Annotated in this window: 17 protein-coding genes; all 17 read left to right on the top strand. The window is 72.5% G+C overall.

Annotated features, from left to right (window positions below; genetic code table 11):
* Positions 1–187 precede the first annotated feature (187 nt).
* Positions 188–1441 (top strand): DNA cytosine methyltransferase, encoded by a 1254-nt coding sequence (locus DMB66_RS17200; RefSeq protein WP_125805101.1) that lies wholly within the window; start codon positions 188–190, stop codon positions 1439–1441.
* Positions 1438–3006: a DNA cytosine methyltransferase gene (locus DMB66_RS17195; RefSeq protein WP_125805100.1), complete on the top strand. Its 1569-nt coding sequence runs from the start codon at positions 1438–1440 to the stop codon at positions 3004–3006. Before DMB66_RS17200 ends, DMB66_RS17195 begins: the two co-directional genes overlap by 4 nt.
* A gap of 582 nt (positions 3007–3588) precedes the next feature.
* Positions 3589–5769, top strand: a complete 2181-nt coding sequence (locus DMB66_RS17190; RefSeq protein WP_125805099.1) for a hypothetical protein — start codon at positions 3589–3591, stop codon at positions 5767–5769.
* 22 nt (positions 5770–5791) lie between these two features.
* The gene (locus DMB66_RS17185) at positions 5792–6175 is read left to right on the top strand and encodes a hypothetical protein (RefSeq protein ID WP_125805098.1); all 384 of its coding nucleotides are present in this window, start codon (positions 5792–5794) and stop codon (positions 6173–6175) included.
* A 201-nt stretch (positions 6176–6376) separates the two neighbouring features.
* Positions 6377–6985 carry a hypothetical protein gene (locus DMB66_RS17180; protein WP_125805097.1) on the top strand — a complete coding sequence of 203 codons (609 nt, stop codon included), beginning with the start codon at positions 6377–6379 and terminating at the stop codon, positions 6983–6985.
* Between the two features lie 98 nt (positions 6986–7083).
* A complete protein-coding gene (locus DMB66_RS17175) occupies positions 7084–7752 on the top strand; it encodes a DUF4314 domain-containing protein (RefSeq protein WP_125805096.1) in 669 nt (222 codons plus the stop codon).
* Positions 7749–8933 carry a hypothetical protein gene (locus DMB66_RS17170; RefSeq protein ID WP_125805095.1) on the top strand — a complete coding sequence of 395 codons (1185 nt, stop codon included), beginning with the start codon at positions 7749–7751 and terminating at the stop codon, positions 8931–8933. The genes DMB66_RS17175 and DMB66_RS17170 overlap by 4 nt, the downstream gene beginning before the upstream one ends.
* 142 nt (positions 8934–9075) lie before the next feature.
* Positions 9076–10245: a hypothetical protein gene (locus DMB66_RS63765; protein WP_233624619.1), complete on the top strand. Its 1170-nt coding sequence runs from the start codon at positions 9076–9078 to the stop codon at positions 10243–10245.
* 100 nt (positions 10246–10345) lie between these two features.
* Positions 10346–10705 (top strand): hypothetical protein, encoded by a 360-nt coding sequence (locus DMB66_RS17160; RefSeq protein ID WP_125805094.1) that lies wholly within the window; start codon positions 10346–10348, stop codon positions 10703–10705.
* Between the two features lie 149 nt (positions 10706–10854).
* Positions 10855–11421 carry a hypothetical protein gene (locus DMB66_RS17155; protein WP_125805093.1) on the top strand — a complete coding sequence of 189 codons (567 nt, stop codon included), beginning with the start codon at positions 10855–10857 and terminating at the stop codon, positions 11419–11421.
* Between the two features lie 204 nt (positions 11422–11625).
* Positions 11626–12213, top strand: a complete 588-nt coding sequence (locus DMB66_RS17150; RefSeq protein WP_125805092.1) for a hypothetical protein — start codon at positions 11626–11628, stop codon at positions 12211–12213.
* A 219-nt stretch (positions 12214–12432) separates the two neighbouring features.
* Complete coding sequence (locus DMB66_RS17145) at positions 12433–12831, top strand: hypothetical protein (protein WP_125805091.1); 399 nt, start codon at positions 12433–12435, stop codon at positions 12829–12831.
* A gap of 180 nt (positions 12832–13011) precedes the next feature.
* Positions 13012–13635 (top strand): hypothetical protein, encoded by a 624-nt coding sequence (locus tag DMB66_RS17140; protein WP_125805090.1) that lies wholly within the window; start codon positions 13012–13014, stop codon positions 13633–13635.
* Between the two features lie 252 nt (positions 13636–13887).
* Positions 13888–15033 carry an AAA family ATPase gene (locus DMB66_RS17135; RefSeq protein ID WP_125805089.1) on the top strand — a complete coding sequence of 382 codons (1146 nt, stop codon included), beginning with the start codon at positions 13888–13890 and terminating at the stop codon, positions 15031–15033.
* A gap of 19 nt (positions 15034–15052) precedes the next feature.
* A complete protein-coding gene (locus DMB66_RS17130) occupies positions 15053–16651 on the top strand; it encodes a VWA domain-containing protein (protein WP_125805088.1) in 1599 nt (532 codons plus the stop codon).
* A 78-nt stretch (positions 16652–16729) separates the two neighbouring features.
* Positions 16730–17416, top strand: coding sequence for a hypothetical protein (locus DMB66_RS17125; protein ID WP_125805087.1), 687 nt, complete (start codon positions 16730–16732; stop codon positions 17414–17416).
* A 76-nt stretch (positions 17417–17492) separates the two neighbouring features.
* A partial coding sequence (locus tag DMB66_RS17120; protein WP_148112744.1) for a hypothetical protein occupies positions 17493–17785 on the top strand: 293 nt, incomplete at its 3' end.

The following is a 17785-nucleotide window of genomic DNA, read 5'->3' as shown; positions in this document are numbered from 1 at the left end:
GCACCGGAGGGTCCGCGACCGGACAGCCGTGCATTGCGCCAGAACCGGCGCGCAGGCAATCGCGCGACCGCGTACGGCACCACCCCACCACCAACGACAGGAGAGGCATATGAACCGCCAACCTGCACCATCCGAGCTGCACAGAAGTTCTACACCGAGCGCCATCGAGTACCCCGCGACCCTCTCGGTGACCCCGCAGGCACTCGCGAACGCCGACCGGATCGCGGCGCTGGGCAATCCGTTCACGACCCGTGCCGAGCTGCCGGCGCTGTTCGCTCAGATACGCGGGCTGTGCCTGTCGACGACGGACCTGTTCTCCGGCCTCGGCTCGGCCAGTCTGGGTGCGGTGTGGGCCGGCGCGGTGCCGGTGGCCGGATACAACCACTGGCAGGCCGCCGTCGACACCTATATCGCCAACCACGGCTGCGGGACGCTGGTCGATCTGCAGGACAGCTCGGCCTGGGCCCATCCGGCCACCAGGCTGCTGATCGCCTCGCCGGACTTCTCCGGTCATCAGCGCGCCGCCGGGTCGAAGCAGCGGTTTGCGCAGCTGCGGGAGCCGTCGCGCCGGGCGGCCTGGTACGCGGCCCGGTCACGGGCGACCAGCCGCCGAGTCGCCGAGTTCGCCGAGGCACACGGCTACCTGTCGCGCGGCGACGACGGCTACCAGGCGATCGTGCTCGAGCAGCTGCTGGAGTTCGGCGGCTGGCCGTATCTCGGCTCCTACCTCAACGACTTCGCGGTCTCCGGGTACGCGCCCACCTTCTACTGCGTGGACGCCGCGCACACGGGAGCCCCGGCCCACCGGGAACGGGTGACCATCCTGTTCACCCGCGCGGACCGGCCGCTACCGGACCCGGTCCTGCGCGTCGACGCCGTCTGCCGCAAACACGGCCCGGTGCGGGCGGCACAGCAGTGGACCGGCAACCGCCGCTACTGGATCGGCTCGTACGGCCGTGACTACCACTGGGCCTGCCCGGTCTGCGACACCGCGTGCCAGCCCGTCGGCGGGCGGGCCGCTGACGCGATCGATCTGACCCGCGCCGCCCCGACGATGCGGCAGCGGGCCAACGGTGAGGCCAACCCGGTCACCGACGAGACGATCGCCCGCATCACCGCCGGCGTCCAGCAGCACGGCCTGGTACCGATGTGGGTGCAGACCACCCGCACGTTCCGGCCCGCCCGGCCGATCAGCACCCCGCTACCGACCTTGACCACGCAGCAGGAACTCGCGGTGTGGATCCCCGACCCCGACGGCGACTTCACCGCCTCACGGTTCCGGTACCTTGCGGCGGACGAGCTAGCCGCCGCGGCCGAGCTGCCGACCGGCTACCAGATCCTCGGGACCAGCATCCGCGACCGGGTCCGGCAGATCGGGCACGCGAACTCGCCCCGCCTGATGGCCGACTTCATCGCCCGGGCGGCGGTGACGCTGCTATGAGCGAGCTGACCAGCACAGGAGCCACCGAGACGGATGCGGCGACCGTCCTGGCCCAAGCGCTCACCGACGCCGCCCCGGCGTTCGTGTCCGTCGCCGCATGCCGCCTCGACGCCGGCCCGGATGCCACCGACGTGTTCGGCGGCCGGATCAAGGCGCTGCTGACCGACCCGGACCGGGCCAACCCCCGCCAGTGGGGCCGCGACCTGGCCCGCACCTTGCTCGCCCGGGCACCACACCTGGCGCAACTGCCCGGCCCGGTACTCGCGGACGTGGTCGGCACGCTCGGCGACGTGGTCCGCGCCGACGTGGCCGAAGCCCGCGGCGACCGGGCCAGCCTGGCCGGCGCGATCAACGACCTCGACCAGACCCTGCACGGGCTGCGGCCCGGCCGCGAGATTCCCGTCGACGTACTGAGCGACCTGCTCACCCCCGGCCGGTCCGAACTCGCCGACGCGCTCGACGAGGCCGCCGACAGCCCGCTCGGCCTGACCATCGAGGTCACCCTCGCCGATGGCAAAGCCCAGGTCCGCCGTGACCCGGACCGGGCCGGCGGCTTGGTCGTCGAACTGTTCGGCGGTGCCGGAGGCTGGGCCGAAGGGCTGCTGTCGCTCGGCATCCACGACGTCGGCCTCGAATGGGATCCCATCGCCTGCAAGACCCGGGTGAAGAACGGTCACGCGACCGTGCACACCGACGTGTCGACGTATCCGACCGCAGACTTCGCGAACGCCCAACCATGGGGTCTGATCGCGTCGCCGCCGTGCCAGCCGTACTCGGCGGCCGGGCTGCGGCTCGGTTTGGGCGACCTGCAGATCCTCATCGCCGCGATCACCGAGGTCCTCCACGGCGCCGACCCGGCCGATATGACCGACCGGTGGGCCGACATCCGCGCCGGCCTCGTGCTGGAGATCGTCCGCTGGGCCCGCGACCTGCGGCCCGACTTCGTCGCCTGCGAGGAAACCCCCGGCGTAAAGCCGGTGTTCGTTGCGATCGCCGGGGCGTTGCAGGCGCTCGGCTACCGGACGGTGACCTTCGTCGTCAACGCGGCCGACTACGGCCTCGGGCAGACCCGCAAGCGGGTCATCCTGCTCGCCCACCGCCGCCGACAGCCCCGCATCCCGGACCCGACGCACTCCAAAGACGGCTCCGGTAGGACGCGCCGGTGGCGGTCGATGGCCGACGTGGTCGGGTTCGGGCTCACCGACCGGCCGGCGCCGACCTTGTGCGCCCGCAACCCCGGCGGCGGCCCCCGCTACGAAGGCGGATCCGGGGCACGAGCGTCGATCCGTATCGCCCAGGCCGCCGGCCGGTGGAAAGTGCGGCACCAGCCGGACGGCAGCATCGACCCGGCCGACGCGAAAGCCGCCCGCGGGGAGACCGGCGTCAACGTGTACGGGCGGATGACCCCGTCCGAAGCGGGAGTGCTGCAGGGTTTCCGGCCCGACTACCAATGGCAGGGCACCACCTCCCAGCAGGTGTCCTGCGTCGGCAACGCCGTACCGCCACCGCTGGCCCGCGCGATGGTCGCCGAACTCATCGGCGCCCGCGACCTGATCACCGCATAGATCCTCCGACCGCGACGGCGCAGCGGCCGGCCCCGAGAACCGACGGCGCTGATCTGCCGGACCGCCGGGCCGCACACGACAACCGGCAGGCGCGACTCGTCCAGGTCACCGCCGACGTGCTGGCGGCTATCTCGCCGACTCATTCGGGCCCCACCACTCGGCGGAATGGTGGGGCCGAAAACACCCGGACAAAACAGGCTGCCTTGCCGCCCTGCGATAGGCCGCCCACCACCGCGGGAGCCACCCGACCTGCCCGCCTCGTTCGCCGGCACGCACCAGGCCGCGCGCCTCGACCGGCGGGCGCGACTCGTCCAGAACACCGCCGACACGCTGGCGGCACTGCCGACCCCGCGCTAGGCCGCCCTTCACCGGCAACGCCACGCGACCTGCGCGTCTGGTTGCCGGCCACCGCCCCGGGCGCAGCCGACTCCGCCGAACCCCGTCGGTGACCCGAAAGCCCGAACACGAACGCCTCCGCCGCGCGCACAACCACGTGCTCGCGCGTGCATGCCGTGCCCGGCAGGTCATGCGCCGGGGCAGCCACCCGAGCTGATCCACCCGAACCTCGACATAGGAGCCACCGTGAGTACACGCTGCCTCGTCGGCGCCCTCGGCGCCCTCGACGCCGACGATCCCGCCACCGCCAACGTCCGCTACGTCCACTCCGACGGCAGTCCCGACTACATCCTGCCCACCCTCGACCAGATCTGGTCGACCACCTGCGCGTGCGACACCACAGCCCTGGTGCAGGCGCTGCTGGCACACCAGTGGTCGTACCTGGGCGCCGACGTCACCGCCGGCACCGCCGCCTCGTTCACCGGCGAACAGCCGGTGCCCGGTGTCGGCATGGCCAGCGAGTTCGACGCCGACAGCGCCGTCGACCGCATCCCGCTGCACGCCCGGCTCGATCACATCAGCTGGGTCTATCTCATCGACCCCACGCGCCACACGGTCGCGGTCTACGACCCGGACAGCCTCACCACACCGCTGAACGTGCACCACCTGCCCGCCCCGCCCGCGCCAGCCGGGAACCCGTCCGGCACCCCGCAAGGGCCAGACCTACTCACCGCCGTGCGTGTCGCCGCCACCGCCGCCGGCCAGCGCATCGCGGACCGGTGGGCCCAGGACAACCTTGCCGACCAACCCGCCGAGCAGGCCAAAGCCACCGCCCAGGGGGTCCTGGCCAGCGACCCGGCCGCCCTGCAGGCCCTGTTCGGCGCGGCCACCACCGCCGGGAGCAGCAGGCCGGCCGCACTCGCGCGCCTGGTTGACGCGCCGGAATGGCCGCGGTTGAGCGCCGCACGGCAGGCCGAGATCCTCGACGGGTGGCGCGACGCCGAACGCACCGCTGCGGCCGACCGGATCGTTGAACGGTGCCGCAGGGTGCTCGGCCCGACCGGTGACGGCCGGGACCTGTCCCACCTGCACCCCGATCGGCTGCGGATCGGCGGCGTCGGCGTGTTCGCCCTGGACCTCGGCTGGACACCGGGTCCGGGCGGCGAGATGCGCATGGCCGTCGGGTTCGTCGGCACCCTGGTGGACACCTGGAACGGGTTCGCCGTGTTCACCTGCAGCCGGGCCGTGGCCGAGGCGATCGTCGCCGACCAGCACCAGCACCGCGAGCGCCGCCACGCCGAACTGGTCGAGCAGGGCCGCAGCCCCAGCGACGCCGACCGCATGGTGGACGGGGAGCTGGCCCGGATGCGCCTTGACGGCACCGCCGTCGTCGTCGACGAGACCGCGGTCTGCGGCGACGCGGACGCGGTGACCCGGATCGAACCCGACCCCGACGGCCAGTACGTGGTCATGGGCGGAGCCTGGTGCTGGGAGGCGGTGGATCCGGCCGACTGTGACCGCATCGTCGGTGACCTCCCCGCGCCCGGCGCCCAACAGCATTTCGTCCTGCTGCCCCACACCTGGCTGCGGGTGCCGCATGACCGGCTGCGCGTCACCGACCTACGGAGGGTGCCGACCAGGAAGCCGGCGGCATCCATCGTCACCTTGGTGTTGGACGGCGTGGCTGTCGCGGAGGCTCGTAGCAGCGTGGGTGGGTCCCGCATGTTCAGGTTGAGCGCCGCGTTCGGCCGTAACGACTGGACCGGCTACCTCGCCGGCTGCCGGCAGCACGGCCGCCCGGCGTCCGAGGCGCAGGTTCTCGACGCCCTGGTCACCGAATACCAGGTCGATCGGGCGGTACGCCAGGCCGAAGCCGACGGCGGCGTGCTGACCCGGCTGCTCGACGAAGACGGCGCCATCCTGCGGCTACGCCCGGTCTGGCCCGCCCCGGCGCGGCACAGCGCGCGGATGCAACTCGGGCAGCGGCTGCGCGCTGAAGACCCGCACCCGCAGGGCCACCTGTGGCAGCTATGGACCGGCACCGGCTGGCAATACCTCGCCAGCGTCACCGGCTTCCACACCGTCGCCGAGGCGCCGGCGAGGCAGCCCACCGCCGGACAGGTCCTCGCCTTCATCATCGCCGAGTCGCTGCTCGAGCGCCTCGACCGGAACGAGCTGGTACGGCACGCAGCCGGCGAGGGGATCCCCCTGGACCCGCAGATGAGCGACGACGACATCCGGGCGCTGCTGCGCGCGGCGCACCGCGAACGCGGCCGACAGGACGGACTGCCGGTCGACGACCTGCCCACCCTGTCCGCCGCCGACGGCCTCGAACTGGGCCGTATCGCCGCCGGCGGCACGCCCGCCGCCGACCGCCCGGCCGCCCCACCCACGCCGTCCGACCCCGACCAGCCGCCCGCCCCCTGACCAGCACGGGAGGAAACCCGGCATGGACGTCGAACGACTCACCGTCAAGTACACCGGCGTGCGCATCAACCACAGTGCGCTCGCCGCACACCACCGCCGAGGTGGCATCGCCGCCGCGGTGGCCGACGCCCTGATCCGCGCCGCGCACACCGTCGACGGCGCGGAGCAGGAGCTGACCCGGCTCGCCGCCGCCATCGACCACTCCACCGCGTCGGTGACCCGCACCGTCACCGCCGGACCCGGCGAGCGCGCCCACAGCCTCAACACGCTCGGCGAACTGCAGGCACGTGGATCCCGCTTCGACGCGCTCATCGCGGTCCGCGCCGCCTGCATCGACCACCTGAAGGAACTGGTGCGGCTGTGGCAGCACCTGCCCACCGACGGCGACACACCCACCACCACCTGACCACCATCCGGCCGCTCCGGTAGCCACCGGATCTTCGCGGCCAGCCGCGCCACCAACACCCGCGTTCGTGCGCACCGTGCTGGCCGGCCCCTTGGTCGGCGCGGTGCGCACCCGATCCCAGGGAGGACCACCATCGCCACCGAACCGCTGTCCAGCCGCGCCACCACCAGCAGATTCGAGCTGCACAACGTCGGCAACAGCATGCTGATCGTCGGCCCCCGCCACCATCGACCCCTATCGGACGACCTCGTCCTGGCCGTCGGACACCGCACCTACTTCGCATCCTCGTCGAAGTCGGTGCTGCTGTCACGGGCGCAGGTCCACGAACTGCTCGACTGGCTCAGCACCTGGTACGAACACGGCTGGGCCGGCGTCCCCCGCGAAGAGGGACCCACCACCGCCGACATCGTCGAGCACTACCACGACGTCGCCATCCGCGAACGGATCCGCGCCGACCACGAACGCATCGACGCCCACCGACTGCTGCACGCCGCGATCGCGCTGCTCCCGCCAGACAGCCGCAGCCAAGACCTCGACGACGCCGCCCTCGACCAAGGACGCATCTGGGCACGGCTGCAGAAGGAACACGACCGCCTCGAAGAGATCCGCCGGGGCCTCGTCCAGGGCCTCTGCGAGATCAAGTTCTCGACCACGCCGTCCGCGGACGCGCTGCGCAAGGCCGTCGGCAAGCTGCTCGAGGTCAACAAGTTGTGGTCCGGCGACATCAGCGACGCCGAGGCCGCCGACACCCCGCTCTACCGCCACCCCCGGAGGGTCACCGCCGCCGACCTGCTCCCGGCACGGGACTGAACCAGCAGGGACCGCCCTGACGGTCCCACGCCCGGCGCTCCCGGCCACTTCACCGCGCTCTGCTTCCCGCACTCGTGAGAAAGAGAAGAGGAACCCCCTTGTCCGAGCCCGCACTCGTCGGCGTGATCAACGCCGACGGCACGTTCACCGCCCGCTATCTGCACTGGGCGGGCACCCCCACCGACACGGTGGCCGCCCTGCGCACCATCTGGGCGGACCACTTCGGCCGCGACACCGCCGCCCTCACGGTGGCCCTGCTCGATCGCGACTGGGACCGCCTGTGCCCGGCCTGCCGGCACTGCCAGACCAAGGCCATCCCGGTCACGGTCACCGGCGTCGGGCACGCCCTCGCCGCGGCGCAGCCGCCCGTGCAGGGCCGCATCGCCACGGCCGAACGGCACGGCTACACGGAATGGATGTACCTGATCGACGACGAGGCCCGGACCGTCCGGGTGTACGAGGCCACCGTCCACGACCGGTGGCTGCTGCACAGCGAGCACCCGCTGAGCCATGGCGCCCCGCCTGCGACGGCCCGGCGATACCGCCGCGGTGACCGCGTCGCCGTCGAGTACCTCGACGACCCCGACGAGCCGCTGCGTCCCGGCGACCAGGGCACGGTCATGCGCGACCAGCCGCCGGGTTCCCACACCGTGACGGTCGTGTGGGACGACGGCACGATCTTGTCCATGCTGCTCGACTGCGGCGACGGCATACGTCTGCTCACCCCCAGCCCCGACGCGACGACCCCGGGGGAGCAGAGCCGATGAGCATCGCCTGCCTGATCGGCGTCCGCCATCCCGGCGGCATGGACAGCGACATCACGGTACGGGTCGCCTTCGGCGGCCACCCTGACCAGATGGTGCCCACCCTGCGCACGATCTGGTGGCTGACCTTCGACGGCGACACCGCATCCTTCACCGACGGGCTGCTGCGGCACCACTGGGCATACCTCGCCCCGAACGCCGTCCGGACCAGGCGCGGCCCCAACGTCGAACCGGGCCTCGGCACCATCGCCCGGACCGGCCCGGACCGCCCCGAGGGAGGCCAGCCGAGCGACCCGATCACGACCGGCACCGGGTGGCTCTACCTCGTCGACCTGCTGGACGAGCAGATCCTGGTCTTCCAGGCCACCGCGGGCGACTGGGCGCCCTATGACCGGCACCGGCACCGGCTGCACGCCGACCACGACGGCACCTTCTCCTCCCCGCTGCCGAGGATCGGCGACGCCGCCACCGCCGACCAGGTCGGCCACCACTGGATACCGGCGACGGTCAGCGTGGACGGGCTGCACGTCGCGTGGACCGCCGAGGTGTGCACCGGCGAGCACGCCCGCGGGGTGACCGTCGTGCGGTTCGACCACGACACCCTCGCCGACGCCATCGACGCCCTGGAAACCTTCTACGCCGACCGGCTGCCCGGCTCCGGGCTACCCCGGCTCGACCTCGACGACGACGTGCTGGTCACCACCTGGTATCCCGGCACCCCGCACACCCAAAGCCAGATCACCTACGCCGACGCGCACGGCCGGTTCATCCTCGGCCCGCACCTGTGGCCGTGGACCGTCACCAACCCGCCACCCGCGACGACGTTGCACAACGGTGTCGCGCCGATCCGCGAATGGGTGTCCCCGGAGGGGTTCTTCGCCTGCCATCCCCGCCTGTACGGCTACACCCTCCCGCAGGTGTGCGCCGCGATCACCGACCTGGCCGGTGCCCGCGGTGTCGCCGTCCTCGAACCCGCGGACCGGGGCGGACACGTGTGGCTGGTCGCCCCCAGCCACGCCCTCATGATCACCCCGATGGCGCGGGACGACCTCGCCCGTACCGTCCTGCTCCCGCGACCGCTCGGCGGCTCCTGGACCGCCGATGAGCCGGTGCCGATGCTCACCGCCGAGCAGGTTGCCGTCGCCTGCGCCCGGCTCTCGGCCGCCAATCGCCCCACCACCTGAACACACCACCGGATCGGTAGTCACTGCCGTTGTGGCAGCGCCCCGCGCACCGGGCGCTTTCGTGCTGCCGCACGGCAGCTCGCACTGCGCCCGCTGACGGGGCGCCGCCCCGACAACGACCTTGTTGGGAAGGAACCTGCTGATGCCCACTGCTGCCCTGGCCTGCCCCGAATGCGGGCAACCGGCCATCGCCCGACCCGCCACCGCGCCCGCATCTCGGCGCGGCACGATGCCCACGTTCCTGCACGCCGACGGTCGGCCGTTGTGCCGCACCACCATCGCGGGCGAGTCGATGCCGTCCTGGCCGGTCGATCCGGCCACCACGGCCGCGCCCGCCCTGCCGGGCCTGCTGGCCCGGCCGGTACGGCACCCCTGCCGCACCACCGGCACCGCGATCGGCGTGACCCTGCTCGCGGGCGGGCCGGTCATCGCCGACGCCCGAGGACTGATCGACTGCGCGACCACCGCCGCCACCGGCGGCTGCGGCTGGCGCACCAGCGGCCCGGATCCGGCCGGCACCTCCACCGCAGTGCCCGCCGGGCAGGGCTGCTGGCTCGACGCCAGCACCGTCCAGCACCTCGTGGTCATCTTGTCGGAAGCCGGTCACCCGCTGCCGTACCAGGTCAGCGGTCTTGCCCCGGGCTATCTCGACCCGGATCGCTGCCTCGCCCTGGCTGGCTGGCTGCACAGGCACACCGTCCCCGGGCCGGCGCGCTGGGCCGAGGAAGTCTTCACCGGCACCGCCGGCTACGGCAGCCGATGGCTGGCCTGGGTCGCCGACCACGGCGGCGCCCGGATCCTGCGCACCGGCCAGACACCGGCCGCAGACCGGCGGCGTGCGCCCCGCCGGCACCACCCGATCGTGGCGACACCGGCGACGGCCGTGCCCGGGACCCCGCCGCTGGCCACGACGGGGGAGGCGCCGGCATCGGCCGCCTCGTGGCACACGGTGCTCACCGAGATCGGGACCGCCGCAACGCGCGACGGGGTGAACGCCGCCGACTGGTGGGCGCAGGACACCGTCGGCGGCCGTACCACCGGGGACGTGACCACGGCCGCCCGGCAACTGCTCGCCGGCATCGACGACGGCGACCCCCGCGTCCTGGATCTGCTACCCCGGTCGCCCGAGCCCGACGCCGAGGAGGCCGGCGACCTGTACGGCGAGGCCACCGGTGCGGACGCGCCCGGCTGGGACGACCTCAACCCCACCCGCCGGGTGCAGGCGATCGCGGCGTACCGCGACGCCTACGACAGCGCCGCGCAACAGCACGCCGCGTGGCACTGCCGCACCGTCGCCACCCGCGCGGCCTGACCACGACGGCCGGACCGCGCCGACAGGTATCCCTTCCGGCCGGTCACCGACCGGCCGGACCGCCCCTTTGCCGAACCCGCACCAGAGACGGAGATCCCGCATGTTCACTGCCGCCACCACCAACCTGATCACGACCGTGCTCGGGCCGGACACCGGCCCCCAGGTCCTGCGCCGGCGCCACGCCGAGGGCAGCGCCGAAGACCACCTGGCCGGCCTCGTCCTGGACGCCGCGCGACGGGTGTCCGAACTGGAGGAGAACCTGCGCCAGCGCGTCGGATCCGTCGCTGGTGTCCTCACCCGGCTCACCGCCACGCTGGACGCCGGGCAGTCCGGCAACCCGCACGGCGTCCTGCAGTCCACCGGCCTGGACATCGACCTGCTCGCCGCACGGCACGCCGAGGCACACCACTGGCTCGTCGCCACCCTGAGCGCCTACCGCACCGCCACCGCCGGGCAGTAGCTCGCGGCCACGAACAGCCCGCAGCCGCCGCTGCCGAACGGCCCGCGCCACCGCGCCGCCATGCGGTGGCCGGCCCGTCACCGCTTCGCGTTCAAGGCGCATCCGCACCCTGCACCCCGCCACTCACCCCCTCCTGGAGGTCCACTGTCATGGGGCAACGCACATACGTCGGCGTCGACAAGGGCAAAGGCCGCTACCACGCCGTCTACCACCAGAACGGCCTGTACGTCCATGACCTGCTTCCTGAGCTGCGCCGCGACTGGCAGGACATCTACCACGGCGACACGGCGGCGATGGCCGCCGCGATGGTCGACCCACGCCGGGTCCACCGCAGCTACCTGCACCGGGGCCGCATCACCGAGGCCCCGTCCCTCGACATGGAGCAGCTGACGCTGCTGGAGCCCGACCACGACGGCGTCAGCGTGTACGTGCCCCATCAGAACAAGCCGTGGGCCCCCGTCTGGTCGCTGCACAGCCGTCACCGCCTGACCGTCACCGACACAGACCTGTTCGTCGTGGCCGGCAACGACGAACAGATCGGGACCTGGACCTGCACCCGCTGCGGCGCCGTCGACCAGCTCGCCTTCACCACCCGGCACCGCCGGGGCAACGAACCCGGACCGAACGGGGAGCTCGGCATCGTCACCTGCACCGCCTGCCGATCGGCCGAGACCACGGACTCCCTGTTCAAAGTCACCGTCGACCACACACCGTGACCGGCCACCACACCGCAACCCCCGGTCAGCATCCCCGGCTCCGTCCCCGCCCCCACAAGTCACCGCACGTCCGCGACCCGAGCACGGGCCGCGCCGATCGGAAAGGAACCGCAATGCGCACCACGAACGCCATACCGGACACCGGCCGGCGGCAGCAGAAGGCCACCGGCACGCCGCAGGCAGATCGAGACGGAGGTGCCAGCGATGGGCGCCGCCCCGTTTAGCCAGTACGCCGACGGGCCCGACCCGGACGCCGCGTTCCATGCCGCCCGGATCGCTGCGGGCGACGAACACGGGCACGGCGGCTACACCGGCACCATCGTCGAGAAGGACGACTACGTCATCATCACCGCCACGCCGATGAACCCCAAGAAGGCGCAGGCGCTTGCCGCCGACCTCATCGACCGCGCCGACCCGCGCATCGACGACAAACGCGGTCCCGCGGGCGCCATCGCGGTGCTCCGGCAAACGCGCACCGTCACCGTCGACCAGCTCAACGGCGCCACCACCAGCACCCGGCCCTTGGACGAGCAGGCCCTCGCCCAGATCACCACGGTCGCCCGCGAGCGTGGCCTGATCAGCCGGGACGAGACCGTCGAGGCCGGGCAGCTGACCTCCTACGGGCAGGCGCACCAGCCCCACCCCTGGTCGGCCCATCCGCGAACGACCGCCGCCCGGACCATCACCTACCACGACGGCACCGCCCAGCTGAGGGTCCGCAAGGCCGCGGAAGCGATGGCCGCGCAGACCAGCCCGGACGGCTGGCTGTTCTTCGGCTGGGCCAGCGACTGACCGCATCCGCTGATGCGGGCAGCCGACGCCGGTACCTGACCCGGACCGCCCTTCGCGTGCGCGGACGAACCCGGTACGCGAAGGCCAGGCCCGCCAGGGTGCTGACGTTTGGTGCATCGCCCACGGCGAACACGACTTGCCTTCGCCCCCGAAGGCACTATTCCATTCGTCGCGGCCAATGAGCATCCATTGGCGAACCCGCCCCGGGAAGGATCCGCGATGCCCGACCCACTGCGCACCGACCCGGCCCGCGACGGCACCCCCGACCCGTTCGCCCGCCTCGTCCAGGAGCTCCAGGACCAGGACTACACCCGGCGGGAATCGGTCACCCCCGACATCGTCTCCTACACCAAGGCCACCGCGTCGGACCTGCTCGCCACCATCGAACGCGGCGCCGCCGGACACGCCCGGCTCGCCGCGCTCGCCCCGGACGGCAGCCGCAGGTGGGAAGTGACCTGCACAGCGGCGACCCCACCACAGGTGCAGATCCTGCTGCTGTTCGCCGTCCTGCTCGCCGACGCGGGCGACGAACAGGACGTGCTGCGGTCGATGGCCGACGCGCTGCGTGTCGATCTCGACACCGAACCTGCCGACCCGGCTGGGCCACCGGCCGACTGACGGGCGGGCCCAGGGCCCGTTCAGGCGGGGCGCCCGAGCCGAAGGGGACCGGACGCCCCACCCTCTGCCACCACATCCGATGTCTCACGGGCAGGCGACGACACCACGTCGCCATCGCCCGCCATCAATGCTGCCCATTTTGGACGGTCCACGCTGCCGTCTCACGGAAAGGAAATCGACTTGAGCATCCACGTCATCCCCACCGACAGCGCCGCCGCCCCCGCGCGGCTGAACCCGGCAACCGCCGACGCGATCACCGCGGTCCTGGTCGGCACCGAGGCTGCCGCTGACCGGTACGGCTGGGACCAGCCGCCGTTGCTGTTCGGCCTGTTCGACCACGTCACGGCCGACGGCGGCGCCGTCGCGGTCGACCCCAGCATCGCCGAACCTGACCTGTGGACCACCCCCGACCCGCGCCGCCCCGGCGTCGCGCTGCCGGTCCCGGTCATCCTGCACCGCTTCACCACCGACCTGACCAACCCCGCCGCACGCCGCTGGCTGGACGGCTGGCTGCACACCGGCGGACGTACCTGCGTCGGCATGGGCCTGGTGTTCGAGATGTGGGTGGGCCCGCGACGGCCCGGCTACCGCTACGGCGACCTGGCCAAGGCCCCGGCCGCCCTGCGCCGCGAGGCCCGGATCGTGGCCGCCATGGACACCGACCTCACCCTGCACCGGGTCGCCCGGGTGCGGGGCGCGGACACGCCCCACGTGGACCGGTGGGCGCACCTGCCCGCCGGGATCCGCCACCGCCGGGTCGTTGCCGCACTGCATCGCCTCGTCCACATCGCCCGTGGCCACTAGCACCCGTAGCCACTAGCACCCCGTAGCCGACGGCGCCCGCGCCCCGCGCCACACACCCGCCCGGCCGCCGGCAACACGACGGCTCGGGCAGCCGACCCCTGCTTGTCCCTCTGTACGCAGCGGGTTCCACCGCCCAGCCCGGACCCCGGGTTCGGCGTCACACAACCCCGTCTCCGCCCGTGCGGTCTTCGTTCCACCGCCCGCGCATCCGGAGACGGGTGCGCGGGCTCTGTCGCGACAGGAGTCATGCGCATGAATCCCACGTCACCGCAGCCGGCCAACCCCGGCACCACACCCGCCACCCCCGCGGCCAGCGCCGGCCGCCGGATGAGCCACCTGTATCCGCGGGTCGCCCAGTACCTCGTCGACAACCCCGACGGCCTGCTCAAGGTCGGAGAGATCACCAAAGCGCTCGGCGCGCCCTCCTCGGGCGCGGTCTTCGAGGTGCTCAAGAAGATGGCCGGCCTCGGCTACGCCACCCACGTCCGCGATCCTCACCACCGGTTTCAGGTCACCCCTGCCGGGATCGCCGCCGCCGGCACCCTGCCCTCGCCGGCCCCGCGCGGCGCGTCCGGTGGTGACCGCAGCGGCCGGTCCGGCAAACGCAAGCCGGTGACCCGCCCGAACGGGGAACAGTACTGGCCGCGCAAACTGGCCGGCGGCATCGACGTCGACGTGCTGGCCCAGCTCCGGGCCGCGCGAATGCCGGTGCTGCTATACGGGCCGCCCGGCACCGGCAAGACCGCCATGGTCGAGGCCGCCTTCCCGGATCTGCTCACCATCGCCGGCACCGGCGACACCGTCGTGGAGGACTTCGTCGGCAACTACGTGCCGCTGCCCGACGGCGGCTACGAGTACGCCTACGGACCCCTCGTGGTCGCGATGCGCGAAGGCCGGCCGCTGCTGGTCGACGACGCCACCCTCATCCCACCGCGCTCGCTGTCCGTGCTCTACCCGGCCATGGACGGCCGCCGCAAGATCCATCTCACCGCGTACCGCAACGAACCCGTCGAGGCCATCGACGGGTTCTACGTCATCGCCGGGCACAACCCCGGCGTCCACGGCGCCGTGCTGACCGAAGCCCTCGCCTCCCGGTTCGGGGTGCACATCGAGGTCACCACCGACTGGGACCTCGCCCGCCGGCTCAAAGTCGCCGCCGCGGCGGTGGCCGCCGCGATCGACCTCAACAAGGAACTCGCCGACGGCAAAGTCACCTGGGCGCCACAGCTACGCGAACTGCTCGGCTTCGCCAGCGTCCACAAGACCCTGGGCCTCACCACAGCGGTGTCCAACCTCGCCGGCCGCGCCCCCGACCACGACCGCGAAGCCGTCATCAAGGCCCTGACCACGCACTTCGGCACCACGGTCACCGCCTTGAGCCTCGGACCGCAGCGCTAACGCAAAGGAGCTCATCGGAATGCCTCACCCCAGCAGCCACATCCACCCCGCCGGCAGCCCGAAAGTCAGAGACAGCGACTGGGCGGCCTGGAACACCGCCTGGACCAAACACGTCAAGGTACTGACCGGCCGCACCGACATCACCGTCACCGTCGCGCCCGGCGCCGCCGGCGACGCCGACGCCTGCTTCTACCCCCTGGAGAAACGCATCGAGGTCGACGCCGTCCACATCGGCGACGACCCCAAGGCCGCGAACCCCGCCCGCGCCGCCCACCGCAAGGTGGTCCCCACCGCGTACGGGCTGCTCGTGCACGAGGCGGCGCACGCCGCCCACAGCGGCTGGCTGACCCCGGCCGGGACCCCGCCGATCGTGGCCGCTGCCGCCGACCTGCTCGAGGAGTCCCGGGCCGAAGGCCGCCAGCGCGGTCGGCGCCGCGGCGACCGGCGCTGGCTGCGCCACACCGTGAACACACTGCTCAACGCCGACGAAGCGCCGGTCGACGACGCGTGGCACGCCGGTCACCTCGCCGGACTCCTGCTGGCCCGCGTCGATGCCCGCATCCTGACCGCCAAGGACGTTCGCACCATCCGCGGAGCGGTCCTCACCGTGCTGGGCACCAAACGGTTGAAGCGACTGCGGGAGATCTGGAAAACCGCGCACACCGTGGCCGACGACGACGCCGACACGATGATCGATTTGGGCTGGCAGTGGTGCCTCGCCCTCGGCATCGACCCCCTGCAGCAGTACCAGATTCCGGCACCGGATCCCGGCGAGTTCGCCGGCCAGCTCGCCAAGGCCCTGACCGACTACCTCGCCGTCGTCGCCGGGATCACCCCGGCCGAGTTCATCGCGAAGCTGATCGCCGACCGCCACGCCGCTCCCGCCACCTGGCGACGACGGGACCCGACCGTCGACGAGCACCAGGCTGCCCGGCAGCTCGCGGCCCGGCTGCAGGCTGCCCGCAGCCACCAGCCCGAACCCGACACGAAACCCTCCCTCATCCCGCCCGGCCGGCTGCGGGTCCGCCACGCCATCGCCGCCGACGCCCAGCGCGACGCCGGCGGCGTCCCGACGGCCGCGCCCTGGCAGCAACGCGCCACCCTGCCACCGCCCAAACCCACCCTGCGCATCGCCGTGCTGGTCGACACGTCCGGGTCGATGCGCACCTACGCCAAGCCGCTGTCCTCCGCCGGCTGGATCCTCAACACCGCCGCGCACCGCAACCACGCCGCCACCGCCACCATCGCGTTCGGCAGCACCGCAACCCTGCTCGTGCCGCCGAACCAACGCCCCACCCAGGTCCTCGACATCAGCCCCGGTGGCGGCACCAGCGCGTTCCTCGACGCGGTCAAACTCGCCGACCAGGTCCTCGACATGCGCCAGCGGGGGCCGCTACGGATGCTCGCCGTGGTCTCCGACGGCGACCTCGACGACATCCCGGCGGGGCAGAAACTCATCACCACCCTGCACCGCTCCGGCTGCACCGTGCTGTGGCTACGCCCCGCCAAACTGTCCGGCCACACGTTCCAGCACACCACCACCCTGACCGTGGCCAGCCCGGTCGACGCGATCGACCAGATCGCCGCCGCCGCCGTCACCACCCTCGAGAACGCCTGACCAAGGCCACCTGCCGAACTCACGGCAAACCCGGCCCACACATCGGGGTGCCACACCACACCAAGGACGAACACGACCATGACCCCATACCCGCGCAGCAACCTGGACCTCAGCGGCTTCGAGATCCTGCCCGCCGCAACCGACATCGGCGACGGCACCGCCGGGCCCGGCCGAGCGGCAGTCCGGATCGGCGCATCGCTGATCGAAGGTTCCCGACACAGCCTCGGCGCGCTGGGCCGGGCCCTCGCCGCCGAGTTCACCACCGGCACCCCAGACCGCGATGAGCAGCTGCCGCACCCGGCGACCGCACCGCCGACCACCGACGGCCAGCCACCCGCAAACGGACAGCTCGCCACCACCGGCGGACGCGCCGCAGACGCGCCGATCGCCGCGTACCTGCACACCATCGCCGACCTCACCGGCCGGCTGTTCACCCCTGAGCAGCCCTTGACCCCCGCACAGCAACTGGATCTGGCCGAAACCCTGATCGCCCAGTACGAGCCACTGCTGCGCCGCCTGCTCGAACGCGCAGCCGGGCCCGTCATCACCTTCCACGACGGATCCGAGGGCATGTTCGCACGGATGCTCGCCGCGCTGCACGGCATGAACGCGCGGATCAGCACGCCGATGCAGACCGTCGACGTGCTCGTCATCGACACCGGCGAGTCGACCCTGCGCTACCAGCACCTCGACGAACACGACGACCCGAGTGGCCCGCAGCTGACCATGCCGCTGTCGCAGATCGACCGCGTGCACACCTACTGACACCGGTGGCGGGGCGCCCGGCAGGGCACACCGCCACCCCGCACCACGCAGGACACACAGGAACGGAGAACATCCAATGATCGGAACACTGCAGGAAGAGACAGCCAAGCTGGCCGAGGTCATGGCCAACGCCAGCGCCAGCGTGACTCACCTGGCCTGCTCCGACGTGGACGCCATCGCCCGCGTGCTGGCAGCGGCCGGTTTCGAGGGCACCGCCGTCGGGCTGATCATCGACCACGCCGGGCCGGACGAGAACGGCGAGTACGGCGACGTCGACCAGGGCGCCCTGCACCACCACATCTATGGACCGGCCCGCGGCATCCGGGAGCACGGCGTGTCCCAGAAGCTGCTCCGGATGGCCCCGACTAC

It is taken from the genome of Actinoplanes sp. ATCC 53533 (assembly GCF_003947245.1).
Note: the sequence above shows the minus strand (reverse complement) of the source record. Positions and strands in the feature narration are given on the sequence as shown.

What these genes read in the sequence shown, in the direction of transcription:
- DMB66_RS17195 (WP_125805100.1), top strand. Translation starts at nt 1,438, where the DNA reads ATGAGCGAGCTGACCAGCACAGGAGCCACCGAGACGGATGCGGCGACC.
- DMB66_RS17185 (WP_125805098.1), top strand. Translation starts at nt 5,792, where the DNA reads ATGGACGTCGAACGACTCACCGTCAAGTACACCGGCGTGCGCATCAAC.
- DMB66_RS17180 (WP_125805097.1), top strand. Translation starts at nt 6,377, where the DNA reads ATGCTGATCGTCGGCCCCCGCCACCATCGACCCCTATCGGACGACCTC.
- DMB66_RS17170 (WP_125805095.1), top strand. Translation starts at nt 7,749, where the DNA reads ATGAGCATCGCCTGCCTGATCGGCGTCCGCCATCCCGGCGGCATGGAC.
- DMB66_RS63765 (WP_233624619.1), top strand. Translation starts at nt 9,076, where the DNA reads ATGCCCACTGCTGCCCTGGCCTGCCCCGAATGCGGGCAACCGGCCATC.
- DMB66_RS17160 (WP_125805094.1), top strand. Translation starts at nt 10,346, where the DNA reads ATGTTCACTGCCGCCACCACCAACCTGATCACGACCGTGCTCGGGCCG.
- DMB66_RS17155 (WP_125805093.1), top strand. Translation starts at nt 10,855, where the DNA reads ATGGGGCAACGCACATACGTCGGCGTCGACAAGGGCAAAGGCCGCTAC.
- DMB66_RS17150 (WP_125805092.1), top strand. Translation starts at nt 11,626, where the DNA reads ATGGGCGCCGCCCCGTTTAGCCAGTACGCCGACGGGCCCGACCCGGAC.
- DMB66_RS17145 (WP_125805091.1), top strand. Translation starts at nt 12,433, where the DNA reads ATGCCCGACCCACTGCGCACCGACCCGGCCCGCGACGGCACCCCCGAC.
- DMB66_RS17135 (WP_125805089.1), top strand. Translation starts at nt 13,888, where the DNA reads ATGAATCCCACGTCACCGCAGCCGGCCAACCCCGGCACCACACCCGCC.
- DMB66_RS17130 (WP_125805088.1), top strand. Translation starts at nt 15,053, where the DNA reads ATGCCTCACCCCAGCAGCCACATCCACCCCGCCGGCAGCCCGAAAGTC.
- DMB66_RS17125 (WP_125805087.1), top strand. Translation starts at nt 16,730, where the DNA reads ATGACCCCATACCCGCGCAGCAACCTGGACCTCAGCGGCTTCGAGATC.